Origin of the sequence: Corynebacterium timonense, assembly GCF_900105305.1 — a bacterium.
In the GTDB taxonomy this organism is placed as follows: domain Bacteria; phylum Actinomycetota; class Actinomycetes; order Mycobacteriales; family Mycobacteriaceae; genus Corynebacterium; species Corynebacterium timonense.
The window spans coordinates 1466759-1491381 of the sequence record NZ_LT629765.1 but is presented as its reverse complement, the minus strand read 5'-3'; the positions used below and the strand labels follow the sequence as shown (position 1 = coordinate 1491381).

20 protein-coding genes and 1 tRNA gene are annotated in these 24623 nt (G+C 66.9%); 8 read left to right on the top strand and 13 right to left on the bottom strand.

Annotated features, from left to right (window positions below; all coding sequences use genetic code 11):
* Positions 1-2: 2 nt before the first annotated feature.
* Positions 3-2009, bottom strand: coding sequence for a site-specific DNA-methyltransferase (locus BLT81_RS07030; RefSeq protein ID WP_019194252.1), 2007 nt, complete (start codon positions 2007-2009; stop codon positions 3-5).
* Between the two features lie 344 nt (positions 2010-2353).
* A complete protein-coding gene (locus tag BLT81_RS07025) occupies positions 2354-2695 on the bottom strand; it encodes a helix-turn-helix domain-containing protein (RefSeq protein WP_040421303.1) in 342 nt (113 codons plus the stop codon).
* A gap of 299 nt (positions 2696-2994) precedes the next feature.
* Between BLT81_RS07025 and BLT81_RS07020 the strand changes: the two genes are divergently transcribed.
* A complete protein-coding gene (locus tag BLT81_RS07020; RefSeq protein ID WP_019194250.1) occupies positions 2995-4017 on the top strand; it encodes a hypothetical protein in 1023 nt (340 codons plus the stop codon).
* A 251-nt stretch (positions 4018-4268) separates the two neighbouring features.
* On the opposite strand, the gene BLT81_RS07015 is transcribed toward BLT81_RS07020, so the two are convergent.
* The 5 genes from BLT81_RS07015 to BLT81_RS06995 form a co-directional block, all read right to left on the bottom strand.
* A tRNA-Arg gene (locus BLT81_RS07015) sits at positions 4269-4341 on the bottom strand.
* Positions 4342-4358: 17 nt separating this feature from the next.
* Positions 4359-4598 carry a mycoredoxin gene (locus tag BLT81_RS07010; RefSeq protein ID WP_019194249.1) on the bottom strand — a complete coding sequence of 80 codons (240 nt, stop codon included), beginning with the start codon at positions 4596-4598 and terminating at the stop codon, positions 4359-4361.
* On the bottom strand, positions 4595-5071 hold the full coding sequence (locus BLT81_RS07005; protein ID WP_019194248.1) for a dihydrofolate reductase: 477 nt from the start codon (positions 5069-5071) through the stop codon (positions 4595-4597). The genes BLT81_RS07010 and BLT81_RS07005 overlap by 4 nt, the downstream gene beginning before the upstream one ends.
* Positions 5068-5865 carry a thymidylate synthase gene (locus BLT81_RS07000; RefSeq protein WP_019194247.1) on the bottom strand — a complete coding sequence of 266 codons (798 nt, stop codon included), beginning with the start codon at positions 5863-5865 and terminating at the stop codon, positions 5068-5070. Before BLT81_RS07000 ends, BLT81_RS07005 begins: the two co-directional genes overlap by 4 nt.
* 10 nt (positions 5866-5875) lie before the next feature.
* Entirely contained in the window at positions 5876-6649 is a 774-nt protein-coding gene (locus tag BLT81_RS06995; protein ID WP_019194246.1) for a 3'(2'),5'-bisphosphate nucleotidase CysQ, read from the bottom strand.
* Positions 6650-6678: 29 nt separating this feature from the next.
* On the opposite strand from BLT81_RS06995, the gene BLT81_RS06990 reads away from it, so the two are divergent.
* Entirely contained in the window at positions 6679-11319 is a 4641-nt protein-coding gene (locus tag BLT81_RS06990; protein ID WP_019194245.1) for an ATP-dependent helicase, read from the top strand.
* A gap of 26 nt (positions 11320-11345) precedes the next feature.
* Positions 11346-12167 carry a DNA-formamidopyrimidine glycosylase family protein gene (locus tag BLT81_RS06985; RefSeq protein ID WP_019194244.1) on the top strand — a complete coding sequence of 274 codons (822 nt, stop codon included), beginning with the start codon at positions 11346-11348 and terminating at the stop codon, positions 12165-12167.
* On the opposite strand, the gene BLT81_RS06980 is transcribed toward BLT81_RS06985, so the two are convergent.
* The 3 genes from BLT81_RS06980 to pgi form a co-directional block, all read right to left on the bottom strand.
* Entirely contained in the window at positions 12100-12750 is a 651-nt protein-coding gene (locus tag BLT81_RS06980; protein WP_019194243.1) for a DedA family protein, read from the bottom strand. The two genes, BLT81_RS06985 and BLT81_RS06980, sit on opposite strands and share 68 nt — an antisense overlap.
* Before the next feature lie 64 nt (positions 12751-12814).
* Positions 12815-14302: a glutamate-cysteine ligase family protein gene (locus tag BLT81_RS06975; RefSeq protein ID WP_019194242.1), complete on the bottom strand. Its 1488-nt coding sequence runs from the start codon at positions 14300-14302 to the stop codon at positions 12815-12817.
* Position 14303: 1 nt separating this feature from the next.
* Complete coding sequence (gene pgi, locus BLT81_RS06970; protein ID WP_019194241.1) at positions 14304-15941, bottom strand: glucose-6-phosphate isomerase; 1638 nt, start codon at positions 15939-15941, stop codon at positions 14304-14306.
* A 101-nt stretch (positions 15942-16042) separates the two neighbouring features.
* On the opposite strand from pgi, the gene BLT81_RS06965 reads away from it, so the two are divergent.
* Entirely contained in the window at positions 16043-16348 is a 306-nt protein-coding gene (locus tag BLT81_RS06965; protein ID WP_040421390.1) for an antibiotic biosynthesis monooxygenase family protein, read from the top strand.
* Between the two features lie 23 nt (positions 16349-16371).
* On the opposite strand, the gene BLT81_RS06960 is transcribed toward BLT81_RS06965, so the two are convergent.
* The gene (locus BLT81_RS06960) at positions 16372-16665 is read right to left on the bottom strand and encodes a chorismate mutase (protein WP_019194239.1); all 294 of its coding nucleotides are present in this window, start codon (positions 16663-16665) and stop codon (positions 16372-16374) included.
* Positions 16666-16735: 70 nt separating this feature from the next.
* On the opposite strand from BLT81_RS06960, the gene pcrA reads away from it, so the two are divergent.
* Positions 16736-19048, top strand: coding sequence for a DNA helicase PcrA (gene pcrA, locus BLT81_RS06955; protein ID WP_040421388.1), 2313 nt, complete (start codon positions 16736-16738; stop codon positions 19046-19048).
* On the opposite strand, the gene BLT81_RS06950 is transcribed toward pcrA, so the two are convergent.
* Both BLT81_RS06950 and BLT81_RS06945 read right to left on the bottom strand, forming a co-directional pair.
* On the bottom strand, positions 19045-19734 hold the full coding sequence (locus BLT81_RS06950) for a M23 family metallopeptidase (RefSeq protein WP_019194237.1): 690 nt from the start codon (positions 19732-19734) through the stop codon (positions 19045-19047). The genes pcrA and BLT81_RS06950 overlap by 4 nt on opposite strands.
* Positions 19735-20047: 313 nt before the next feature.
* A complete protein-coding gene (locus tag BLT81_RS06945) occupies positions 20048-20776 on the bottom strand; it encodes a M23 family metallopeptidase (protein WP_019194236.1) in 729 nt (242 codons plus the stop codon).
* Between the two features lie 204 nt (positions 20777-20980).
* Between BLT81_RS06945 and BLT81_RS06940 the strand changes: the two genes are divergently transcribed.
* The 3 genes from BLT81_RS06940 to purH are packed head-to-tail and all read left to right on the top strand — an operon-like array spanning position 20981 to position 24621.
* Positions 20981-22492, top strand: a complete 1512-nt coding sequence (locus BLT81_RS06940) for a cell division protein PerM (protein WP_155860835.1) — start codon at positions 20981-20983, stop codon at positions 22490-22492.
* A 21-nt stretch (positions 22493-22513) separates the two neighbouring features.
* Positions 22514-23098 carry a phosphoribosylglycinamide formyltransferase gene (gene purN / locus BLT81_RS06935; RefSeq protein WP_019194234.1) on the top strand — a complete coding sequence of 195 codons (585 nt, stop codon included), beginning with the start codon at positions 22514-22516 and terminating at the stop codon, positions 23096-23098.
* Positions 23095-24621 (top strand): bifunctional phosphoribosylaminoimidazolecarboxamide formyltransferase/IMP cyclohydrolase, encoded by a 1527-nt coding sequence (gene purH, locus BLT81_RS06930; RefSeq protein WP_019194233.1) that lies wholly within the window; start codon positions 23095-23097, stop codon positions 24619-24621. The genes purN and purH overlap by 4 nt, the downstream gene beginning before the upstream one ends.
* Positions 24622-24623 lie beyond the last annotated feature (2 nt).

The following is a 24623-nucleotide window of genomic DNA, read 5'->3' as shown; positions in this document are numbered from 1 at the left end:
GGTTACTTCTCCTCGTCGGCTGTGTCGGAGTACGGGAAAATCTCAAGCGGGACGTGAACGACTCGCGAGCCGTTCTTGAACGACCGGACGTGCTCGCGGGCGCTCTCGTCAACCACAGTCGCGGCGAAGACGACGGAGTGACCTTCTGGGAGGTGCGCCATGACTTCGCTCACCTTCTCCTCGTCGAGGACACCTTCGACCACAACGAGGTGCTCACGGCCGCGTTCGCCGTCGAAATGCAGGTCGCTCGGGGTGAGTGCGAAACGGAGCTGGGCGGCCACGGAACGCACGAGCAAATCGCCGGTGGCGTGCTCGGTCAGGGTGGTAAGCGCAATTTCTGGGTCGTAGTCGAAGCAGGCTGGCTCAAGGTGGGCGACTTGAAAGCCTCCGCCGCCTCGCCAGTTGACGACACCCTTGACTGGCTTGGTCTTGGTCATGGCCTTGAGTTGCTTGACTGCGGGGTTCTTTTTGAGCTCATCGTCGTTCTTGATGGTCTTATTCAGCAGCGAGGTGAACTTCTGCGCTTCCTCTGGGGTAAGACCCTCAGGCAAACCGTCCTCGGTCGCGTCGGCTCGCTCTTCCTTCTGGATGGTGATGCCGCCCTGGTCTTCGTTATTGATAACCTTCTCCAGCCGTGGGCGGGTGAAGCGGTTGAAGGTGTCCTCCACGAGTTCGCAGGTGACCCAGCGGCGTCCCATTTTCTGGGCGACTGCTGCGGTGGTTCCCGAACCGGCGAACACGTCGAGGACGACGTCTCCGGGGTTCGTTGCGATGTGGATTATGCGTTCGAGGAGGCGTTCGGGCTTGGGGGTGGCGAAAGCTGTGGTGCCGGGGAAAAGAGCAACAATCTCTTTTTTCGCACCGCGGCTGTGACTTACCTGCTCATTGAGCAACAGGGTTCTTGGTACTACACCCCCGGACGGAATTCGTGCCTTACGCATGAGCCTCCCGAGGCCATTCCTGGTGAAAACCAACTCCGGCATAGTCTCGCCGGAGTCTATTTTCTCCCGGACACGACGAGTAGACTCCTCTAGTGGTTCAGTAAGCATCAACGCTGGAACGACGTCTTGCGCCTCAGATACCCTCACACCTGAAACAGCAGCCCGTTTCTCACGGTCGCCAATGTCCCTCATTTCGTAGGGTGCCCATTTATTCATCTCCACAAAGACAGTCGCGGGCGACATTCGCCAGCAACTTCCCTGCGAGGGATACATGAGATCTCCGGTAATTGGATGTTGAATTGCATAAACCATCGGTTGATTGTTCGGGGCGTCGGGGGCGCAGGGGTCGCCCATCGCCCACGGACCCTTTGGGTCGTTATCCGGGTTTGAGAACCTCGTATTCATCCAAGCGGGTCTTGGTAGTCGATTAACGGAGAAATTATCGGTTTTCCGATAGGCGATGATGACATCCTGATCCGTTGAGAAGTACGTGGCATCGTTACGCGGACCGTCTGCCTTCTGCCAAACGAACTCCGATAGGAAGTTCCCCGCGCCGAACACCTCATCGAGCAGCGTTCTCATGCGGTGGTTTTCGGCGTAATCCAAGTGAACCCAGATCGACCCGTCTTCATTGAGCAAGTCCCGCAAGTGCAGCAGCCGGTCACGCATCATCGTCAGCCAGACGGAGTGCTCCAGATTGTCCTCGTAATTCGCAAAGGTCTGCGCGGTGTTAAACGGCGGGTCGATGTAAATGCACTTCACCTTGCTGACGTACTTTTCAGACCACTCGGGTACGCGGGTGAGCGCTTCGAGCACGTCGCCGGACTCGCCCAGAATAAGCAGGTTGTCTGTTTGCGGCGTTAGGTCTGCCCGCTCGGAGTAGGTGGTGCCGTCCTCCTTGTCCGCCCTCGTTCCGGTCACCGTTTCGTCAACCGTTAACACCCTCGTTTCGCAGTACCTCGGGTCCCGCGGGTCAACCCAGGTGTAGCCGTACCGGCCCTGCTCGGTAGGAATGAGCGCCTTGTCCTTATTCGTCCAGGTCAGCTCAAGGCGTTGTTGTCTGCCCAACTGTGTCTCCTTAGCATTCTTCGTGTGGGTTTTCGTCGTATATCACAGTAGCCGGGGGCACGACACTGGACCGACAAAACAGCCTGTAAGGGGAACCTGTTTTCGACTGGTAAAAAGACATGAACCCTTCACATAAGTGAGTTCGCATAACACACCCGGAAGTGGTCAATCTCGCGTGCAAGCATGCACATTCTTTCACCGCTCGCGTCGACGTCGTTTACTCCTTCCGGGTCGACGCATCGAATCGGGCCAACTTGCGCCTGGCAGGGGGTGCACTTTTCGAGTGTGCGAGCGTTTTACGCATGCGAAACAACGAAACGATTACCAGCACACACCCGCACGACTTACGGGTAGACGTACCCGCCCTTCGAGCGCAGTCCGCGCCTCGACGGAGCTTTTTGGTACGACCACATGGGCATATGAACCGCGGCTTCGACCGCGGCGACGGTCTCGGCAGACGGCCACACGTCGCCTGTGACCCAGCGCGAGAGCGCCGAGGGGTGCAGCCCGCACCTGCGGGCGAAGTCCGACCTGTTTTTCGCCCACCCTTTGGCTACGTAGTACTCGACCGCTTTGACCAGGTTTTCCCGCAGCGCCCAGGCCTTGCGGTAGACCTCGGGCACCGTTTCGACGTCCACGTCGGGCCACGTTGCGTATGCGCGTCGCGGTGGAGGGAACTGGGCCATGCCTGCCACGCTACAGCCCTTCAACGGCGAACCGTAGCGCAACCACTAGGCGGGGGTGCTGGCTTTGCTATTGCACCTGGTTGCGCCGAGCGCCCCGTCTCGTTCACCCGTGTCGAGCACCGACCCGAGGCCCGAGGCGGTGCAGCAAGACGCTTACCAACCAGCAGCGCGAAGAAGTCCTGCGCCGCATTGAAAATTACGTCCCCCAGGGCACCGACGACGGCGCTCGGGAGCACATTGCGGACTTTGTGCGCGAAACGGCTATCAAGGCGGTTGTCGAGTAGGAAACCGGCTCGAAAGTGTTCGTTTCGGACACCGCGGCGGGCCCCAACGTCAAAGGCGGGTTGCGCGTGCTCACCCGCGCGTCTGCGAGGGTGTTCAACTCTGGTCGTGCTGTCACCGTGGAGACGGTGCTTGGCGAGTCGAACCTGACCGCAGTGCTGGAAGGCTTGAAGTCGAGGAATTCGGTAGCGGACGAGCGATACATGTTCAGGCTTATCCATGAGGCTTTGCACGGCCAAGAGTTAAGTCTCTACCACCGACGGGACATCGAAAAGCCGCCCGCCAAACCGTACGAGCCTGGCGACTGGCAGCGTTTGCACCATTGGGTTGTCTCGCAGTCCACCGAGCTTCGCCGCGAGCGTGCGACCGTCATTGTAGGACTTGGCTTAGGAGCCGGCCTTGGACCGGGGGTTGCTCTTATCAAAGCCGGCGACGTCGCCCTCGACGCGAACGGGGTGGTGCGGGTTGCGGTGACGCACCGTGCAGCGGAAGACGCGGCCCCTGCTGTTCCGGCGGCGGCAGCGCTAGCTCGAAGCGTGTGGGAGGTCGCCCAGAAGCGCGCACCCGACGACTTGCTGCTTGGTGGTAGCGAAACCGACATTCGTGAGATCACGAAACGGTTGAACCTGAACCGTTCGTTCCCGAAAGTCTGCCAGCAGCGCACCGTGACGCTGAAGAACACCGCCGAGGACGGCGCGAAGTTCCTTCAGCACGGCCCGGCCTTTATGACCGCCGAGTGGCGCAAGGAGTACGGCCGCCGCAACACCATTGAGTCTCGCAACGCCATGCTCAAAAACGGCTCGTACCAGGGTGCCGGCGACGTGACGACTCGTCTCATGCGCGGGTGGGCAGCGCAGATGCTGTGCATGGCTATGGCCGCAGTGGGGGTGAACCTTGCCATGCTCGACGCTGCTTCTTGGTCGCGCCCTCACACTGAACAGAAGCCGTCTCCGCCTGCTCCACGGGGCGGGCGTAGGCCCGACTCAGACGACATTGAGCAATGGAAGTTGGGCGACAACGCGCCACCGAAGGCGGCGTAAGCCATAAGGCCACCGGCGAAGACCTTGAATTTCAAGGACTTCATGCCGAGTAGCCTACAGGTCGTGCAACGAAGCCGAGTTACCACGCAAAAACCGGCCGGAAAGCCTTTCTGGGGCTTGAAACCGGCCGGTTTTCGTCGTTTCGGGGATAGTTTTCCAAAAAGTTACCGAATTTAGAACACCCGGTTTAACCTGGAAGGAGTTTCCTGAAATGAATGGAAAAGTTAACCGAAAGTCCCTGATGACAAAAGCGCCCCAGAGAGGAATCGAACCTCCGACACCGGCTTTAGGAGAGCCGTGCTCTATCCACTGAGCTACTAGGGCAATACAGGTAGGGTACCTTACGCGTTCAACTCCTCATACTTCGCCTTGACCTGCGCGAACGGTGGGTTGGTGGCGTGGGTCCCGTCCGAAAAGCGCACGGTGGGCACGACGCGGTTGCCGCCGTTGACGGACTCGACCCACGCGGCGGCGTCCCGGTCCTGGTCGACGTCGACGACCTCGTAGTCTATGTCGGTGCCGCTCAGGGCGTCGAGCAGGGAACGGCAGAAGGGGCACCAGGTGGTGGCGTAGATGGTCATGCTGTCCTTTCGAAACGTTGGAACGTGTAGCGCAGCCCGCTTGTCGACGTCTCCCAGCCCGCCTCGGAGACGCACTCGAACGCGCCTGGGATGTCGGGGGCGTGGACGGGTGTGGGGACGGTGAGGTGGGCGTCGATAAGCGTGCGCTCGATGACGTCCACTGTATCGAGCGTGGCGGCGTAGAGCTGCGCCCCGCCGATGATCCAGGCGTCGCCGTCGAACTCCTCCGGCGGCTGCGGTACGACGGTGGCGCCGCGCGACCACTCGCCGGGCGCGCGCGAGGAGACGACGATGTTGTCCCGGCCCGGAAGCGGGCGCACGTGGAGCGACTCCCAGGTCGTGCGCCCCATGATGACGGGGTAGCCCAGTGTGACGGCCTTGAAATGCTTCAGGTCCTCGGGCAGGTGCCACGGCATTCCCGTGCCGTCGCCGATCAAACCGCCCAGGTCTTGGGCCCAGATCGCGCCGATCACACCGACACCTGCGCGGTGATCGTGGGGTGCGGGTCGTAGCCCTCGAGCGAGATGTCGTCGAAAGTGTAGTCGAACAGGGAATCCGCCTTGCGCAGCTTCAGCTGCGGGTAAGGGCGCGGCTCGCGGGAAAGCTGCTCTTTGACCTGCTCAACGTGGTTGGCGTAGATGTGGCAGTCGCCGCCCGTCCAGATCAGCTCGCCGACCTTCAGGTCTGCCTGCTGGGCGAACATGTGGGTGAGCAGCGCGTAGGAGGCGATGTTGAAGGGCACGCCCAGGAACATGTCGGCGGAGCGCTGGTAGACCTGCATGGACAGCGTCCCGTCCGCGACATAGAGCTGGAACAGCAGGTGGCAGGGCAAAAGCGCCATCTTGTCCAGCTCGGCGACGTTCCACGCGGAGACGACGTTGCGGCGCGAATCCGGGTTCGCGCGCAGCGTGTCCAGCGCCTCCTGCACTTGGTCGACGTGCCGGCCGTCCGGGGTGGGCCACGAGCGCCACTGCACGCCGTAGACTGGGCCCAGCTCGCCGGTGTCGTCGGCCCACTCGTTCCAGATGCGGATGTTGTTGTCTTGCAGCCAGCGCACGTTGGACTCGCCGCGGAGGAACCACAGCAGCTCGCCGACGACGCCCTTGAAGTAGATGCGCTTGGTGGTCAGCAGGGGGTAGGCCTCGGACAGGTCGTAGCGCAGCTGGCGGCCGAAGACGCTCAGCGTTCCGGTGCCGGTGCGGTCGCCTTTCGGGGTGCCGTTGGAGAGGACGTCGTCAAGCAAGTCCTCGTAGGGGGTGGGAACCATGGGTTCCTTTCTAGGCCGCGGGGCCCTCGTAGTCGCCGTGCTCGTCGCGGAAGGCGGCGCAGATGTTCAGGATCTCATCGGCCAGCTCGGGGCGGCAAATGAGCAGGTCCGGGATATACGTGTCGGCGTTGTTGTAGCGCAGCTCGGAGCCGTCGAGGCGGGAGCAGTGCAGGCCCGCCGCCAGCGAGACGCCCACTGGGGCGGCCTGGTCCCACTCGTACTGGCCGCCGGCGTGGACGTAGGCGTCGTAGTCGCCGAGCAGCACGTGCATCGCCTTCGCGCCGGCCGAGCCCACCCCGACGGTGTCGAAGCCAAGGGACTCGGCCACGGCGCCGGCGATGGCGGGCGGGCGGTTGCGCGACAATGCGATCTTGCGGGCGTAGGGGCCCGAGACGTGGCGCACGTCCGAGGACTTGAACACCACGCCCAGGTCCGGCAGGCCCACCGCGGCGTGGGTGGGCACCCCGTTTTCCACGAGGGCGACGTGCACGGCCCAGTCCTGGCGGCCGGTGGCGAACTCCTTGGTGCCGTCGAGCGGGTCGACGATCCACACCCGCTCCTTGTCTAACCGCCCCAGGTCGTCGGCCGCCTCCTCGGAGAGGAAGCCGTCCTCCGGGCGGTGCTGGGACAGCACCCGGGCGATCCAGTTCTGGGCGAGGTCGTCGCCCGCCTCGCCGAGCTCGCGGCCCCGCAGCAGGCCGACACCCCGGATGCCCTTGAGAATCTCGCCGGTGCCCTGCGCGATCAGGTTGGTCAGCCGGGAGTCAGAGTACGAAGCCGTCATGGTTATGACCCTACCGTAGAGTGACAGCCATGCCCGAGGAGATTCTGGCGCGCTTCCACCCCCAGGTATCCACCTGGTTCCGGGAGGTTTTCGCAGCGCCCACCCGCGTCCAGGCTGAGGCGTGGGAGTCCATCTCGGCGGGGGAGAACTCCCTGGTGGTCGCCCCGACGGGCTCCGGCAAAACGCTCGCGGCCTTCCTCTGGTCCCTCAACAGCCTCGTCGAACGCGCGGGGCAGCAGGCCCTGCCCATCGACGGCGCACAGACCTCCACGCACGGCGGCGTGCGGGTGCTCTACATCTCCCCGCTCAAGGCGCTCGGCGTCGACGTGGAAAACAACCTGCGCGCCCCGCTCAACGGCATCGCGCGGGTGGCGCAGCGCCTCGGCCGCGACATGCCCGACATCTCGGTGGCGGTGCGCTCGGGCGACACCCCGCAGGCCGAGCGCACCCGCCAGCTGCGCCGGCCCCCGGACATCCTCATCACCACGCCCGAATCGCTCTACCTCATGCTCACCTCCAAGGCGGCGGGGATCCTGACAACAGTGGACACCGTCATCGTCGACGAGATCCACGCGCTCGCCGGCACGAAGCGCGGCGTGCACCTGACCCTGTCGCTGGAGCGCCTCGCACTGATCGCGGGGGACTTCCAGCGCATTGGCCTGTCCGCGACGGTGCGCCCCTTAGACGCCGTGGCCAACTTCCTCGGCCCGCGCACCACGATCATCAACCCGCCCGGCGAGAAGAAATGGGAGCTCGACGTCGTCGTGCCCGTCGAGGACATGAGCGACCTGCCCGTCCCCGAGGACGCCTCCACCATCGGCTCCGCAGTCATCGACGACCAGCTCGGCGACCAGCTCGGCGACCAGCTCGACAGCCCGCTCGACGTCCCGCTCGACCTCCCGAAAGCCAGCTCCAGCATCTGGCCGCACATCGAGCGCGCCGTCTACGAGCAGGTGATGGCGCACCGCTCGACCATCGTCTTTGTCAACTCCCGCCGCGCCGCAGAGCGCCTGACCAGCCAGATCAACGAGCTCTGGGCGCACGAGCACGACCCGGACAGCCTGAGCCCCGCTCCTCGACGCCCCCCGGCCCAGCTGATGAAGGGAGTGGACACCGCCGGCCACGCCGCCCCCGTCATCGCCCGCGCCCACCACGGCAGCGTGTCCAAGGAAGAGCGCCTGAGCACAGAGACGGCGCTCAAGGAGGGCTCGCTGCGCGCCGTCGTGTCCACGTCCTCCCTCGAGCTCGGCATCGACATGGGCGCGGTCGACCTGGTCATCCAGGTCGAATCACCGCCCTCCGTCGCCTCCGGGCTGCAGCGCGTCGGCCGCGCGGGGCACTCCGTCGGCGCCGTCTCGGAGGGCACGTTCTACCCGAAGCACCGCGCCGACCTCGTGCAGACGGCCGTCACCGTGCCGCGGATGCGCGCCGGGCTCATCGAGGAACTGCACACCCCCGTCTCCCCGCTCGACGTGCTCACCCAGCAGACGATCGCCGCCGTCAGCGTCGCCGACCTCGACGTCGATGAGTGGTACGACACCGTCCGCCGCGCCTGGCCCTACCGCGACCTGGCCCGCGAGGTCTACGACGCGGTGATCAACCTCATCATCGGCGTCTACCCTTCGACGGACTTCGCCGAGCTGCGCCCGCGCGCCGTGCTCGAGGGCACCGTGCTCACCGCCCGGCCCGGGGCGCAGCGGGTGGCCGTAACCAGCGGCGGCACCATCCCGGACCGCGGCATGTTCGGTGTGTTCCTCGTCGGGTCGGGCGGTGCAGAGGGGGCCGCCCCGCGCCGCGTGGGCGAGCTGGACGAGGAGATGGTGTACGAGTCCCGCGTCGGCGACGTCTTCACCCTCGGGGCGTCGAGCTGGCGCATCGAGAACATCACGCGCGACCAGGTACAGGTCAGCCCCGCCCCGGGCCACACCGGCCGGCTGCCCTTCTGGACGGGCGACGGCTTGGGCCGGCCCTACGAGCTGGGCAAGGCCGTCGGCGAGTTCCGCCGGGAGCGAACCATGGACCCCTCCCTGGGGGAGAACGCGCAGCGCAACCTCCACGCCTACCTCGACGAGCAGGCGGAGGCCACCGGCATCCTCCCGGACGAAAAGACGCTGGTGCTCGAGCGCTTCACCGACGAGCTGGGGGACTGGCGGGTGGTGCTGCACACCCCCTTCGGCAAGGGCGTCAACGCGGCGTGGGCGCTGGCCACCGGGTGGCGCGTGTCCCAGGAAACGGGCATGGACGCCCAAGCCGTCGCCGGCGACGACGGCATCGTGCTGCGTCTGCCGCAGGGGGAGAAGGAGCCGGGCGCGGCCCTGTTCACCTTCGACGCCGACGAGATCACCGACATCGTCACCGAGCAGGTGGGCAACTCCGCTCTCTTCGCCTCCCGCTTCCGCGAGTGCGCCGCCCGCGCGCTGCTGCTGCCGCGACGCAACCCTGGGGCGCGCGCCCCGCTGTGGCAGCAGCGCCAGCGCGCGGAGCAGTTGCTCGACGTGGCCAGGAACTACCCGTCCTTCCCGATCATCCTGGAGACGGTGCGCGAGTGCCTCCAAGACGTCTACGATGTGCCGTCGCTACGCGAGGTGATGGGGGACCTGCAGACGCGGCGCGTGCGCATCGCGGAAGTGACCACCTCCCAGCCCAGCCCGTTCGCCTCCTCGCTGCTGTTCAACTACACCGGCGCCTTCATGTACGAGGGCGACACGCCGCTGGCGGAAAAGCGCGCCGCCGCGCTCGCGCTCGACCCGTCGCTGCTGGCCAAGCTGCTGGGCACCGTCGAGCTGCGCGAGCTTCTCGACGCCACCATCATCGCCGAGGTCGACGCCTCCCTGCGCCGCCTCGGCCGCGCCGCAACCTCCGAGCAGTTCGCCGACACCCTGCGCATCGTCGGCCCCGTGCCGCTCGAGCAGCTCGGTGACTACACGTCCGTGCCCCTGGCTGCGCTGGAGTCGGCGCTCGGGTCTCGCGTGATGCGGGTGCGCATCGGCGGGCGCGAGCACATCGCGCAGACCCTCGACGCGCCGCTGCTGCGCGACGGGCTCGGGGTCCCCGTCCCGCCCGGCGTGCCCGCCCAGCAGGACACGATCCCCGACGCGCTGGCCCAGCTCGTGGGCAGATGGGTGCGCACCCGCGGGCCGTTCACCCTGCGCGACCTCGCCGACGCCTTCGGGCTCGCCGTCGGGGCCGCCTACTCGGCGCTGCAGCCAGCGGTGGAGGCCGGGCGTGTGATTGAGGGCCGCTACCGGCAGGGCGTCGAGGAGCAGGAGTACGTCGCCGCCGAGGTGCTGCGCATCATCCGCTCGCGCTCCCTGGCGGCCGCCCGCGCCCAGACACAGCCCGTCTCCCAGTCCGCCTTCGGGCGCTTTCTGCCCAGCTGGTCGCACGTCGCCCCGGCCGGGCAGCGCCCCGCCCTGCGCGGCGCCGACGGGGTGTACACCGTGCTCGAACAGCTCGCCGGGGTGCGCCTTCCGGCCTCGGCGTGGGAGTCGCACGTCCTGCCCTCGCGCGTGGGGGACTACAGCCCCGAGATGCTCGACGAGCTCACCGCCTCCGGTGAGGTGGCCATCGTCGGCGCCGGCACGGCGGGCGCGCGCGACCCCTGGATCATGCTGCTGCCCGCCGACTACGCCGGGCAGCTCATGCCGGACGTGCCCGAGCCCGCGCTTTCTCTGACGCAGACGCAGGTGGCGGAGAAGGTGCGCGCCGGGGGAGGGTACCTGTTCACGGACCTGCTCGAAAGCGCCACGACGACGTCCGACGAGCTGCGCGAGGCCATCTGGGACCTCGTGGAGGCCGGCGTTATCGCGCCGGACTCCTTCGCCCCGATCCGGGCGCGCCTGGCGGGGGGACGGACCGCGCATCGCGCGAAGCGCCGGCCGACGCGCTCGCGGGTGCGCACCGGGCGGACCTCGTTCGCCGCGCTCACCCCGCCCGACATGGTGGGCCGCTGGGCGGCGACGCCGCGCGTCGACAGCGACGCGACCCGCCGCTCTGTCGCACTCGGTGAGGCGTGGCTGGACCGCTACGGAGTGGTCACCCGCGGCAGCGTCGTCGCCGAGGACGTGCTTGGCGGCTTCGCCCTGGCGTACAAGGTGCTCTCCGGCTTCGAGGAGTCCGGCAAGGCGATGCGCGGCTACCTTATCGAGGGCCTCGGCGCCGCGCAGTTTTCCACCCCCGCCACCATCGACCGGCTGCGCGGCCACCAGGACTCGGACGACGTGGTCGGCTGGCCCTCCGGCACGCGCGAGCCGCACGTCTACGTCCTCGCCGCCACGGACCCAGCCAACCCATACGGCGCGGCGCTTCCCTGGCCTGCGCAGGGGCCCTCCCGCAGCGCGGGCGCCCTCGTGGTGCTTATCGACGGCCTCCTCGCCGCCCACATCACCCGCGGCGGCAAGACCATGACCACGTTCTTCGACCACTTCCCGCCCGACACCGGCGACCCGCTCGGCCTCGTCGTCTCCGCCCTCGCGGAGGCCGTCGCGGCCGGGCGGATGAGGCCGCTCACCGTGGAAAAGCTCAACGGCGAGGCGGCGTTTGTGCTGCGCGACTACGGCGCCGCAGTGACCCCGAAGGGTGCGAAGATCGGCGGCACCGCGCCCGCCCCGCCCAAGCGGCGCGGGCGCAGCGTGGCCGAGGCGATGGAGGAGCTCAGTTTCGACGACTGAGCCGGGCGGGGCGTATAAAGAGACGCATGCCCGAAGGCGATTCCGTCTACCAGCTCTCCCGGCGGCTGCAGTTTATGGCCGGGCGCACGGTCACCCGCACGAGCCTGCGCGTGCCGCGCTGTGCCACCGTCGATTTCACAGGCCTGACCTGCCAGCGCGTGTGGCCCTACGGCAAGCACCTATTCATGCAGTTCGGCCGCGAGGTCCTGCACACCCACCTGAAGATGGAGGGCACCTGGGCGATCCACCGTGCCGGCACACGGTGGCGCAAGCCCGGCCACACGGCGCGGGTGGTGCTGCGGCTCGCCGACGCGGCGGGGGACATCGAGCTCGTCGGGCACGAACTCGGGCTCGTCGAGGTCTTCCCCGCGCGCGAATACCCCCAGCGCATGGGCTACCTCGGCCCGGACATGCTCGCCGCGGACTTCGACCACGAAGAGGTTGTGCGCCGGATCCGCTCCCACCCCGACCTGGAGATCGGGCGCGCGCTGCTGGACCAGAAAAACGCCGCCGGGATCGGCAACGAGTACCGCGCGGAGATCTGCTTTCTCGCCGGAGCGCATCCGGCGGACAAGGTGCGCCGGGTGGACGTCGACAAGCATGTGCGCATCGCGCGGAGGCTGATGTGGGCGAATAGGAACTCCCCGGTCCGCGTGACCACGGGGATCGAACGGGCCGGGGAGACGAGCTACGTGTTCGGCCGCAACAACAAGCCCTGCCGCAGGTGCGCGACGCTCATTGCGAAGGGGACCCTCGGCGGGGCGGGCGACCTCGAGCGGGTTATCTGGTGGTGCCCGACGTGTCAGCCTGCTCCTTGCCCTGCTTCTCTTTCATCGCGCGGCGGATGAAGTAGGCGAGGAAGGCGACGATGATGAGCGCCAGGATGACGTAGACGACGTTGGAGTACGTGTTGATGTAGTCCTCGACGACGCTCCAATTCTCGCCGAGGTAAAAGCCGAGCGTGATGAGGATCGCGTTCCAGATCGCCGAACCCAGCGTTGTCCACAGGCCGAAGGTGAGCAGGCTCATCCGGTCCAGGCCCGCGGGGATGGAGATGAGGGAGCGCACGCCCGGGATGAGGCGGCCGAAGAAGACGGACACCTTGCCGTACTTGTCGAACCACTCCAGGGCGTTATCGACGTCCGAGCCCTTCACCAGCCACATCCACTCCGCGATGGCGCGCAGCCGGTCCGCGCCGAGCCACGCGCCGAGTCCGTAGAGGAGGTAGGCGCCGATGACCGAGCCGAGGACCGACCAGATGAACACGTTGAGGAAGTTCAGCGAACCCTGGGCCACGGTAAAACCAGCCAGGGGCAGAACGACCTCAGAGGGGATCGGCGGAAACAGGTTTTCCAGCAGGATCGCGATGCCGACGCCGGGCGCGCCGAGCAACTCCATCAGGTTGACGATCCAGTCGATGACCGCTTGCATGTCGTAGAGCCTTCCGCAGGGGAATCAAAAACAGGGGAATGAAAAATCAGCCCCTCATTGTGCCCTATTCCACCTCGAGTGACCAAGTATGCACCGGTGCGCCGCCCTCCTGATTGCGTAGGTATTGCCTGAGAACGCGCACGAGCGCCTCCGCCCTCTCGGGGGCCCCGGGCTTCGTGCCGGGGCCGGCCTCGGTGAGCGCCGCGAGCTGCCAGCTCGCGCCGTTTTGGTGGCGGCGGGCGCGGCTCTCGATGATGCCGATGTACTCGTCGATGCTGTCCTGGTTGATGTTCAGCGAGGCCAGGCCCTCGCGGGCCTGAGGCGCCAGGTGCTCGACTACCAGCTCGGCGACACCGATGGAGCCGAGGGTGGGCCAGGACATCCGGGCGCCGAGGCCGTCGCGCGCCCCGGCCTCGAAGTTCTCCCCGGCCTGCTCGAAGCTCAGCCGCGACCACACCGGCCTGTTCTGGGTGCCCAGGTACTTGACCATCCCGTAGTAGAACGCGGCGTCGGCGATGATGTCTTTCACCGTCGGGCCGGCGGGCAGCAGCCGGTTTTCCACCCGGATGTGCGACAGCTCGCCGTTCGGGTCGTAGATGGGGCGGTTCCAGCGCCACACCGTGCCGTTGTGCAGGTTGAGGTAGTGCAGCCCGGGGCTGTCCCCCGTCATGATGGGACTGCCTGCCTCGACGCGCCCCTCGGGGATGAGCGGCGAAAAGTAGCGCACGTTTTCCTCGAACAAGTCGAACACCGAGGTAATCCAGCGCTCGCCGAACCACACGCGCGGCCGCACACCCTGGTTGATGAGTTCCTTGGTGCGGGTGTCGATGGACTGGCGGAACACCGGGATACGCGACTCGTGCCACAGCCGCCGCCCCACAAACAGCGGTGAGTTCGCACTGAGTGCGGCTTGCACCCCAGCGATGGCCTGGGAGGCGTTCCACGCGGCGGCGAAGCGGTCCGGAGCGACCTGAAGGTGCAGCTGCATCGATGTGCACGCCGACTCGGTGGCGATGTCCTCGAAGTCGTGCTCGAAGGTCTCCACCCGGTCGAGCCCGATGCGCACGAGCTCGCCGCGCGACTCCATGACGGCGTTGCTGAGGCCCTTGTAGCGGAACTCGTTGGTCATCCACGCCGGGTCCTCGAGGAACTCCGGGGTGAGCGTGGGCAGCGTACCAATCATGGCCATGTGCACCCCCACGTCCTCTGCCGCCTGCTTCACGGCGCGGAGCCGGGCAGACAGGTTGTCCTCCAGTTGGGCCAAGCCGTCGCCGGCCGGGTTGAGCGGCGGGAGGTTGAGCTCAACGTTGTAGGAGCCGATCTCGGACTGGTAGTCCTCGTCGAGGCGCTCGAGCACCTCCTGGTTGCGCGGGGCGGGGCGCATCTCGTCGTCGACGAGGTTGAGCTCGAGCTCCAGCCCGATCGTGCCCTTGTTGATGAACTCGGCGCGCTGCAGGTGGCGGTCGAAGACCTCGAGCTCGTCCTCGAGCCGTTTGCGGTAGACGGAACGCTGCCGAGGCGTGTACGTGTCCGTCGAGATGGAGTCGCCCATGCTACTTTTGCTTTCTGTACCAGGTGATGAGGGTGTCAGTTGACGCGTCGCCCGTGTCCGGCTCCTCCGCGCCGGTCACGGCCGCGGCGAGCTCGTTGGCCTGCTGCTTGCCTAGCTCGACGCCCCACTGGTCGAAGGCGTTGATGTCCCAGACGGCGGCCTCGGTGAACACGATGTGCTCGTAGAGGGCGATGAGCGCGCCGAGCGCGCGGGGGCTGAGCTCGCGGGCGAGGATCGTCGTGGTGGGCCGGTTGCCGGGCATCACCTTGTGCGGGGCCAGCGCCTCGTCGACGCCCTCGCCCACGATTTCCTCCCGGGTCTTGCCGAAGGCGAGCACTTTCGTCTGCGCGAAGAAGTTGCCCATGAGCAGGTCGTGCATGGAGCCGGTCCCGTCGGCGGTGGGCAGGTCCGCGTGGGGGCGGGCGAAGCCGATGAAATCGGCCGGGATCAGCGTGGTGCCCTGGTGGATGAGCTGGAAGAAGGCGTGCTGGCCGTTCGTGCCGGGCTCGCCCCAGAAGACCTCGCCCGTGTCGTAGGTGACGGCCTCGCCGGCGCGCGTCACGCCCTTGCCGTTGGACTCCATGGTGAGCTGCTGCAGGTAGGCGGGGAAGCGCGCAAGGTCCTCGGAGTAGGGCAGCACCGCGTGGGTCTGCGCGCCGTGGAAGTTGCGGTACCAGATGTTGAGCAGCCCCATGAGCACGGGGATGTTGGACGAGAATTCGGTGGTGCGGAAGTGCTCGTCGACGTCGTGGAAGCCGTCGAGGAAGCGCGTGAAGTCCGCCGGGCCGATGACCGCCATCAGCGACAGCCCGATCGCGGAGTCGACCGAATAGCGTCCGCCGACCCAGTCCCAGAAGGGGAACATGTTCGCCGGGTCGATGCCGAACTCCGCGACCTTCTCGGCGTTCGTCGAAACGGCAACAAAGTGCTTTTCGACGGCCCGCTCGTCCCCGCCACACTTCTCCAGCAGCCACCTTTTCGCCGCGTGCGCGTTGGACAAGGTCTCCTGGGTGGTAAACGTCTTGGAGGCGACGATGAACACGGTCTCTTCGGGGTCGATCCTGTCCAGCACGGCGTCCATGTCGGCCGGGTCGACGTTGGAGACGAACTCCGCCGTGATGCCAGCGGTGGCGTAGGGGCGCAGAGCCTTCGTGGCCATGGCCGGGCCGAGGTCGGAGCCGCCGATGCCGATGTTGACCACCTTTGTGATGGCGCGGCCCGTGTACCCGCGCCACTCGCCGGAGCGCAGCGCGATGGTGAAGTTGCGCATCCGGCGCAGCACCTCGTGGACGTCGGTGGGCACATCCTGCCGGTCGAGGGTCAGCTCCGCGTCGGCGGGCAGGCGCAGCGCGGTGTGCAGAACGGAGCGGCCCTCGGTGGTGTTGATCTTCTCACCGGCGAACATCTCGTCGATGCGCCCGCGCAGGCCCGCCTGCTCCGCGAGGGCGAGGAGTGCGGTGAGGATGTCGTCGTCGATAAGGTTCTTCGACAGGTCAACGTGCAGGCCCGCGGCATCGAAGGTGAGCTTCTCGGCGCGGGCGGGGTCAGCGGCGAACAGGTCACGCAGCGTTGTGTCCCGCGTGCGCTGGTACAGCTTCTCGAGCTCCTGCCAGGCCGTGGTGGACGTGATGGTGGGCATAGGGCTCCTCCTCGACAAATAAGTGCCTGCTTCTTCCACGCTAGTGAAAAGCGCGTGCGTGCGTCCGTACCGCGTCCTGTGAGACGCGTACTGTGAGCGGCATGAGCATTGTCAAGATCAACGCGATCACCGTTCCCGCAGGCGGCGGCGAGGAGCTGGAAAACCGCTTCGCCGCACGCAAACACGCCATCGACGAACAGCCCGGCTTCGAGGGGTTCCAGCTCCTGCGCCCGGTCAAGGGCGAGGAGCGCTACTTTGTGGTCACCCGCTGGGCGGACGAGGACTCCTATAACGCGTGGTGGCAGGGCCAGGGCAAGGCGTCCCACGCGGGGCAGGAGCGTCGCCCCGTTGCCTCCCACGCGGAGTTGCTCGAGTTCGAGGTCGTGCTCGACTCGCTGGAGAAGTAGCTCGCCGCTTCCTCAGCGTTGCCCTATCCCAGCTTGCCGCGGCCGAGGCGCAGGAGGATGGACGCCAGTGCCGGACCGTCCTCGCCGAGTTCGTCGCGGAACTGGTTGATGATGGCCACTTCGCGGGTGTAGACCAGCTTGGTCCCGCCTGAACCCATGCGGGTCCTGCCGATCGCCTGCGACACCTGGGAACGCCTCTTGACCGCGTCGAGGATGACGCGGTCAAGGCGATCGATCTCCTTGCGGTACTGCTGAATCTCCGCGTCCGACAGCGGGTCGTCGGTGCCCGAGGGCATGCGGATGTCGAATTCGCTCATGCTGGCAGATTATGCCACCGCGATCGCGCAGCTGGGCGTGTCGGGAGGGGATTGTAGGGTGGTGTTCATCATGAACTCAGATCTTGTTTTGGGCCTGAACCCGCAGCAAAAGGCCGCCGTGACGCACTCAGGCGGGCCCCTCCTCATCGTCGCCGGGGCTGGCTCCGGCAAGACAGCGGTGCTCACCCGGCGCATCGCTCACCTGTTGCAGGACCGGGGCGTGGCCCCGTGGCAGATCCTTGCCATCACCTTCACCAACAAGGCAGCGGCCGAGATGCGCGAGCGCGTGAGCCAGCTGGTGGGGCCGGAGGCGCAACGGATGTGGGTGGCCACCTTTCACTCGGTGTGCGTGCGCATCCTGCGCCAACAGGCGCAGCTCGTGCCGGGGCTCAACAGCAACTTCACCATCTACGACAGCGACGATTCCCGCCGCCTGCTCGGCATGATTGCCAAGGACGCCAACCTCGACCTGAAGAAGTTCTCGGCGCGCACGCTGTCCAACGCCATTTCTGCTCTCAAGAATGAGCTGATTGGCCCGGGCCAGGCCGCCGCGGACGCGGCGCGCACCCACAACCCCTTTGAGGAGACCGTCGCCAGCGTCTACGCCGAGTACCACCGGCGCCTGCGCCAGTCCAACGCCCTCGACTTCGACGACCTCATCGGGGAGGTCGTGCGCATCTTCACCGAGCACCCCCAGGTCACCGAGTACTACCGGCGGCGCTTCCGCCACGTGCTTGTCGACGAATACCAGGACACCAACCACGCCCAGTACGCGCTCATCCACACCCTCGTGGGCACCGGCGCGGACGCGCCCGAGCTGGCGGTCGTGGGCGACTCGGACCAATCGATCTACGCTTTCCGCGGCGCGACGATCCGCAACATCGAGGAGTTCGAGCGCGACTACCCGGACGCCACCACCGTCATGCTCGAGCAGAACTACCGCTCCACGCAGACGATCCTCAGCGCCGCGAACGCCGTCATCGCCCAGAACCAGGGTCGGCGTCCCAAGAAGCTGTGGACGGACCACGGGGAGGGGGAGAAGATCGTCGGCTACGTCGCGGACAACGAGCACGACGAGGCGCGCTTCATCGCCACCGAAATCGACGCGCTCGCCGACAGCGGGGTGCCCTACTCGGACATCGCGGTCATGTACCGCACCAACAACGCCTCGCGCGCGCTCGAAGACATCTTCATCCGCTCCGGCATTCCCTACAAGGTGGTGGGCGGCACGCGCTTCTACGAACGGCGCGAGATCCGTGACATCATCGCCTACCTGAAGGTCTTGTCCAACCCGGACGACACCGTCTCGCTGCGGCGCATCGTCAACGTCCCCAAACGCGCCATCGGCGACAAAGCCCAGGCGATGGTCGCGCTGCACGCGGACAACAGGGGCATCAGTTTCGGCGCGGCCCTGCGCGAAGAGGTGCCCATGCTGGCCACGAGGGCGCGCAATGCGATTGACCGGTTCGTCGACCTCATGGACGGCTTGCGCGCCGAGCAGGGCGAGATGCGCAACGAGGTCACCGGCGAACCCGACCTCGGCGAGCTGGTGTCGCGCATCCTCGACGAGACGGGCTACCGCGCGGAGCTGGAGGCCTCCAACGACCCGCAGGATGGCTCGCGGCTGGACAACCTCAACGAGCTAGTCTCGGTCGCGCGCGAATTCTCCTCCGAGGCGGCGCTGCAAATGGCGTACATGAGCCAGCAGGAGATCGACGACGCCCTCGCCGAGGGGGAGCCCATGCCCGGCAGCCTCGAGGCGTTCTTGGAGAAGGTCTCGCTTGTGGCCGACGCCGACCAGGTCCCCGACGACGAGCAGGGGGTGGTGACGCTCATGACCCTGCACACAGCGAAGGGTCTGGAGTTCCCGTGCGTCTTTGTCACGGGGTGGGAAGACGGCCAGTTCCCGCACCTCAGGGCGCTCGGGGACCCGGCGGAACTCGCCGAGGAACGACGCCTAGCCTACGTGGGCATCACCCGCGCCAAGAAGCGGCTTTACCTCACCCGGGCCCGGCTGCGCTCTTCGTGGGGCAACCCGGTGACCAACCCGGCCAGCCGTTTCCTCACGGAGGTGCCGGACGAACTTGTGGAGTGGCGTCGGGGCGGCCCGGACGAGGAGGAGGGCGCAGCGGACGCCTGGGGGGCTTCTGCGTCCCAGGCGCCGCGGGCACCCCGGCGTCCCCGGGGCGCCGCGGCAGGCAGGAAGGTGAACAAAAACCTCCAGCTCGCCCCGGGCGACCGGGTGAACCACGCAAAATACGGCCTCGGCACCGTCCAGACCGTGGAAGGGTCGGGGGTGCGCGAGACCGTGACCGTCGATTTCGGTTCGTCGGGGACCGTGCGGCTCATGCTCATCGGCGGGGTGCCGATGGAAAAGCTTTAGCGTGAGTACGTGTCGATGCCCTGCTCGAGCAGCCACACCTGCGGATCGACCTGGTTCACGCCGTCCGGCTTGATCTCGAAGTGCAGGTGGGGGCCCGTCGATTGGCCCTCGCTGCCGATGGTGGCGATCTGCTCGCCCGCGGCGACGCGCTGGCCGACGGAGACACTGTACTCGGCCATGTGCCCGTAGACAGAGACCTCGCCGTGGTCGTGCTCGACGACGACCCAATTGCCGAAGCCGCGCGCCGGGCCAGCGTTGATGACGGTGCCGTCCATGACCGCGTAGATCGGGGTGCCGAAGTCGTTGGCGATGTCGACGCCGAGGTGCATCGCTCCCCAGCGGGGGCCGAAACCGGAGCTGATGCGTCCGGACGCCGGCAGAACGACGGTGCGCCCGTCCGCGGTGGCGCCGCGCTGCTGCCTGACGGGGTTGCCCGGGTCTTCCGGCAGGGTGATGCCGAGCTGCTCACCGATGATGCGGGGGTCGTACACGACCTCGTAGTCGCCGGCCTTCAGCGTGGCGCCGGTGACGGTGATCGCGGCGACGGCAGAGGACACCGCCTGCAGGAGGTCCTGCTCGCTCGTCACCGGCTCCCCGCCGACATTGATGGTCAGTGCGTTCGCTGGGGCAATAGCGGTGCTGGCGACGGCGATGGCCGTTGCAGCAGAGAGGAAGATTCGCTTCATACGTTCGAAATACCTTTTCACGTCAAATGAGCCGTCTATCGCGATAGAATCTATCGCCCACTGGGGCGTGGGGCAACGGCTCTGCCAGCGTTTTTCATGCGGCGCGGCGCCGAGTAGGAGCAAAAACCCAGCTCAGCGCCGCTGTTGCGTGAGTGAAAAATGTTAAAATTGTTATCTCGTGTGGGGGTGGCGTCCACCCCCGTTCGCCCGCGCGTGCGGCTGGAGAGGCCCAGCCGGGCGGGGAGTAGAGCACAAAAAAAGGGGGCGCGCGCCAGGAAAGACGCGCGCCCCCGGTGCGAGGACGAAAAAGGCTTTAGAGGGTGATGCCGCGCTCGGCGAGCCACGGAACCGGGTCGATCGGCGTGGTGCCGTCGGGGTGGATCTCGAAGTGCAGGTGGGAACCGGTGGAGAATCCCTCGTTGCCCATGCCGGCGATCTCCTGGCCGGCTTCGACCTGCTGGCCTACGGTCACACCGAGGGTGGACATGTGGCCGTAGACGGACACGGCGCCGTCCTCGTGGCGGATGCGGATCCAGTTGCCGAAGCCCTGGGCCGGGCCAGCGTCGATTACGGTGCCGGAGGCGACGGCGCGGATCGGGGTGCCGATGGCGTTGGCGATGTCGATGCCGTTGTGCATGGCGCCCCAGCGCACGCCGAAGCCGGACGTGAAGGTGCCGTCGGCAGGCTTGATGCTCAGCGGCAGGCGGGCAGCGGCGTCTAGCTTGGCCACGATGTCGGAGTGCTGCACAGCCTTGTCCAACTGCTCGACGAGGTTTTCGACGGGCTTGTACTCCGAGATGGTCAGGATCTGTGGCGCGGCTGCGGGGGCGTCAGAGCTGGCGTTGCTGGAGTCCGAGGCCAGCTCGAAGTCAACATTGGATTCGACTTTGTTGTCGCTGCTCAGGGCGCCTGCGGCGGCACCAGAGACGCCAGCGGTGGAAACGGCGCCCGTCGTGACAGCGACGAGGGCAACGCGCCCCTTGTTCGGGGACTGCTTGCGGTGCTTTCCGCCCTTGCGAGCCTGCGAAGTCGAGTTGATCATCAATGCCTCTTTTTAGATCGTCCGTAAGGTTATTCCGCCGCGGGGATTGTAACCTTCCTGTTATCTACGAACGGTTACTGTAACGAATCGGTTTCGGTTAGGCAAGCCAGTATGCAGATTTATTTTGTCGCCAGAGAACCGCGAAGCGTTACAGGGGGTGTCTTGGGGGTCTGTGGCAGGCGCGGAGTGGCACTCTTGGAGACGATGAACACCAACTCCAGCCCCCGAGCATCCAGTAAGAGGAACGCGCGCACGAGGAGAAAACCGATCCGCGCCAGCGTTCCCGCAGGCACGCGCAGACCCGCGCCGACGCCGCCCCCGTCGACTCTCGGGCAACGCCTGCGCCACTACCTGCCCTTCATCGCCGTTCCGCAGCTCGTGGTCGTGCTCGTTGTCGTGGCCGTGTGCCTCGGCGTGATCGCGGGGGTCGGTGCGCCGATGGCCTACCTGCCGGGCTCGATCGGAGCGACATGGCTCGCCGTCCACGCGGCGCCGCTGCGTTACGACGGCATCACGATCGGCGTCCTCCCCCTCGCCCCCGTGATCGCGGTGGTTGCGCTGCTTGCCTCCCGGGTGCGCGCGGCGACCCGCGAGCGCGTCAGCGTCGCGGACCTCGGTGTGCTCGTCGGGGTGACGGCCCTGACGTCGCTGACGCTGAGCGCTATCGCGCTGTTCATGGTCGGGGATGCCGCCACCGTCTACCCGGTCGACCTGCCGCCCGTCGTGCCTGCCCTGCTGGTCCCGCTCGCCGTCCACGGCATCGCGTTCGCCGTGGGCATGGGCGGAGTGCTCTGGCGGGCGCTCGCGCGCCGCTACACGGTGCCGCAGTTCGTGGTCTCCTCCGCGGAGGCGGCCTCGCGCCTTTTGGGTGCCCTGCTCGCCGCGGCGACGGTGACCTACCTCGCGTTCCTCGCCGCCGGTTACGAGCGCGTCGGCGAGCTCCTCGCGGAGTTTCCCGTCCTGTCCACCGCTGGTGCCGTTGCCCTCTGGGGGCTGAGCCTGCTGTATCTGCCCAACGCGGCGACGGCGCAGCTCGGCGTTCTGATGGGTGGCAGCTTCGGCTACGGCGAGGCGGGGGTGTCGCTGTTTGCCGTGGACAACGTCGCCTTCCCGCCGCTTCCGCTGTTCGGGGCCGTGCCCGGCAGTGCCGCCGCGTGGGCGCCTGCGCTCATGCTCATCCCCGCGGCCGTTGTTGTCGCGTGGGCGCTGCGGGCTCGCGCGTCGCTTCTCGAGGTGCTGTCCACCTCCACCTGGCTCGCGGCCTTCGTCCTTGTGCTCACGTTGCTGTCCGGAGGCGCGGCCGGGGCGTACGGGTACGTCGGGGCCAACCCGGGTACCTTTCCGCTGCTCGCCTTCGTCTGGGTCGCAGTGCCGGGGCTGATCGCGTGGGGCGTGCTCCGGGTGCGTGAGCGGGGCGTCGATAAGCCCGATACGCCCGATACGCCCGCGGGGCCTGCCGAGGCTGAGGAACCTGCCGAGGCTGAGGAGCCAAAGCAGCCGAACGAGCCCGACGAGTCTGACGAGCCCAGCGAGGCTGGCCCTGAGAAACAACACGAGAAACAGCAGGAGGAACAGGAGGAACAGCAAGAGGAACAGGAAGAAGAGGAACCGGGAGGGGAACCGGACGCGGACGAAAAGGAAGAGGACGGTGAAGAGCAGGTGAACCCCGCTGGGGGCGGGAGCACGAAGTGGGTGCCTCCTCAGACGCAGGGGTGACGCAGGTCTACACTCAGGTGCGTGACTGAACGCGCTGCCGTCCAAGCTGTCGTCCTCGTTTCGGGTTCCGGGACACTTCTGCAAGCGATCCTCGACAATCAGGGGCAGTCCTACGCCGTCGCGCTCGTCGTGGCAGACAAGGACTGCCCCGCTGTGGCGCGCGCGGAGAAGGCAGGGGTGCCCACGCAGGTCGTCGCCGTCGGCGGGGACAGGGGACAGTGGAACGCACAGCTTCGCGACGTCGTCGCGGCCGCGGCTCCCGACGTCGTCGTCTCGGCGGGGTTCATGCGTATCCTCGGGCCGGAATTCCTCGAGCGTTTCGAGGGGCGGCTCATCAACACCCACCCCGCGCTGCTGCCGGCCTTCCCGGGAGCACACGCGGTGCGTGACGCCCTGGCGTACGGGGTGAAAGTCACCGGAACCACCGTCCACTACATCGACGAGGGTGTGGACACAGGCGAGATCATCGCCCAGAAAGCTGTGGAGGTGCTCGACGGCGATACCGAAGAGCGGCTCCACGAACGAATCAAAGAACAGGAGCGGGCGCTGATCGTTGAGGTTCTGCGCCGCGCGACCACGAACGACGGAAAGGTCACGTTCCCATGACGGAAAACCGCATCGCCATCAAGCGCGCACTGGTCAGCGTCTACGACAAGACCGGGCTGGACGAGCTCGCCCGCGCCCTCAGCGAGGCGGGGGTGGACATCGTCTCCACCGGCTCCACGGCCAAGCGCATCGCCGAGGCTGGCGTCGCCGTGACGGAGGTGGCCGACGTCACCGGCTTCCCCGAGGTGCTCGAGGGGCGGGTGAAGACACTGCACCCCAGCGTCCACGCCGGGATCCTCGCCGACCTGCGCAAGGAGGATCACGCCGCGCAGCTGCGCGAGCTCGGCGTTGAGCCCTTCCAGCTCGTGGTGGTCAACCTGTACCCCTTCGAGGAGACGGTGGCGTCCGGGGCCAGCTTCGACGAGTGCGTTGAGCAGATCGACATCGGGGGCCCGTCGATGGTCCGCGCGGCGGCGAAGAACCACCCCTCGGTGGCCATCGTGACCTCGCCGGAGCAGTACGGCGACCTCGCCGAGGCCGTCGCCGCCGGCGGCTTTACCGCGCAGGAGCGCCGCGTCCTGGCCGCGGAGGCCTTCTCCCACACCGCGGACTACGACGCCGCCGTCGCCGATTGGATGGACGAACAGCTCGATGGCGAGGACGCGGGCCAGCTGCGCTACGGCGAGAACCCGCACCAAGCCGCGCGCATCGTCAACGAGGGCTGGGGGCTTGCCGACGCCATCCAGCACGGCGGCAAGGAGATGAGCTACAACAACTACCAGGATGCCGACGCAGCCTGGCGGGCCGCGTGGGACCACGAGCGGGCCTGCGTTGCCATCATCAAGCACGCGAACCCCTGCGGCGTCGCGGTCTCCGACGACTCCATCGCCGAGGCGCACCGAAAGGCCCACGCGTGCGACCCGGTCTCCGCTTACGGCGGCGTTGTCGCCGCGAACCGCGAGGTCACTCTCGAGATGGCGGAGCAGATCACACCGATCTTCACCGAGGTCATCATCGCCCCGTCCTACGCCGCGGAGGCGCTGGAGCTGCTTCAGCAGAAGAAGAACCTGCGCATCCTCCAGGTCGAGCCGGGCCGCTCAGAGGAGGAGATCCGTCAGATCTCCGGCGGCTTTCTCGTGCAGGAGCGCGACACCTACCAGGCCGAAGGAGACGACCCGGCCAGCTGGCGGCTCGTCGCCGGCGAGCCCGCGAGCGAGGAGCAGCTCGCCGAGCTTGAATTCGCCTGGCGCACAGTACGCTGCGTGAAGTCCAACGCCATCTTGATCGCGGCGGACAACGCCTCCGTGGGCATCGGCATGGGACAGGTCAACCGCGTTGACTCCGCGAAGCTCGCCGTCGAGCGTGCCAACACCCTCGACGAGGGGCGCAACCGCACCAACGGCGCGGTCGCAGCCTCGGACGCCTTCTTCCCCTTTGCGGACGGCTTCGAGGTGCTTGCCGACGCCGGCGTGAGCGCCGTGGTCCAGCCCGGTGGCTCCATCCGCGACGAGGAAGTTATCGCCGCCGCACAGGCCGCAGGCGTGACTATGTACCTCACTGGAACCCGCCACTTTAGTCACTAGAA

Excerpts from the sequence above, each read along its gene's own strand:
- BLT81_RS07025 (WP_040421303.1), bottom strand. The coding sequence starts at position 2,695 with ATGGCCCAGTTCCCTCCACCGCGACGCGCATACGCAACGTGGCCCGAC.
- BLT81_RS07010 (WP_019194249.1), bottom strand. The coding sequence starts at position 4,598 with ATGACCATCTACGCCACCACCTGGTGCCCCTTCTGCCGTTCCCTGCTC.
- BLT81_RS07000 (WP_019194247.1), bottom strand. The coding sequence starts at position 5,865 with ATGGTTCCCACCCCCTACGAGGACTTGCTTGACGACGTCCTCTCCAAC.
- BLT81_RS06995 (WP_019194246.1), bottom strand. The coding sequence starts at position 6,649 with ATGACGGCTTCGTACTCTGACTCCCGGCTGACCAACCTGATCGCGCAG.
- BLT81_RS06990 (WP_019194245.1), top strand. The coding sequence starts at position 6,679 with ATGCCCGAGGAGATTCTGGCGCGCTTCCACCCCCAGGTATCCACCTGG.
- BLT81_RS06985 (WP_019194244.1), top strand. The coding sequence starts at position 11,346 with ATGCCCGAAGGCGATTCCGTCTACCAGCTCTCCCGGCGGCTGCAGTTT.
- BLT81_RS06980 (WP_019194243.1), bottom strand. The coding sequence starts at position 12,750 with ATGCAAGCGGTCATCGACTGGATCGTCAACCTGATGGAGTTGCTCGGC.
- BLT81_RS06975 (WP_019194242.1), bottom strand. The coding sequence starts at position 14,302 with ATGGGCGACTCCATCTCGACGGACACGTACACGCCTCGGCAGCGTTCC.
- pgi (WP_019194241.1), bottom strand. The coding sequence starts at position 15,941 with ATGCCCACCATCACGTCCACCACGGCCTGGCAGGAGCTCGAGAAGCTG.
- BLT81_RS06965 (WP_040421390.1), top strand. The coding sequence starts at position 16,043 with ATGAGCATTGTCAAGATCAACGCGATCACCGTTCCCGCAGGCGGCGGC.
- BLT81_RS06960 (WP_019194239.1), bottom strand. The coding sequence starts at position 16,665 with ATGAGCGAATTCGACATCCGCATGCCCTCGGGCACCGACGACCCGCTG.
- pcrA (WP_040421388.1), top strand. The coding sequence starts at position 16,736 with ATGAACTCAGATCTTGTTTTGGGCCTGAACCCGCAGCAAAAGGCCGCC.
- BLT81_RS06950 (WP_019194237.1), bottom strand. The coding sequence starts at position 19,734 with ATGAAGCGAATCTTCCTCTCTGCTGCAACGGCCATCGCCGTCGCCAGC.
- BLT81_RS06945 (WP_019194236.1), bottom strand. The coding sequence starts at position 20,776 with ATGATCAACTCGACTTCGCAGGCTCGCAAGGGCGGAAAGCACCGCAAG.
- BLT81_RS06940 (WP_155860835.1), top strand. The coding sequence starts at position 20,981 with ATGAACACCAACTCCAGCCCCCGAGCATCCAGTAAGAGGAACGCGCGC.
- purH (WP_019194233.1), top strand. The coding sequence starts at position 23,095 with ATGACGGAAAACCGCATCGCCATCAAGCGCGCACTGGTCAGCGTCTAC.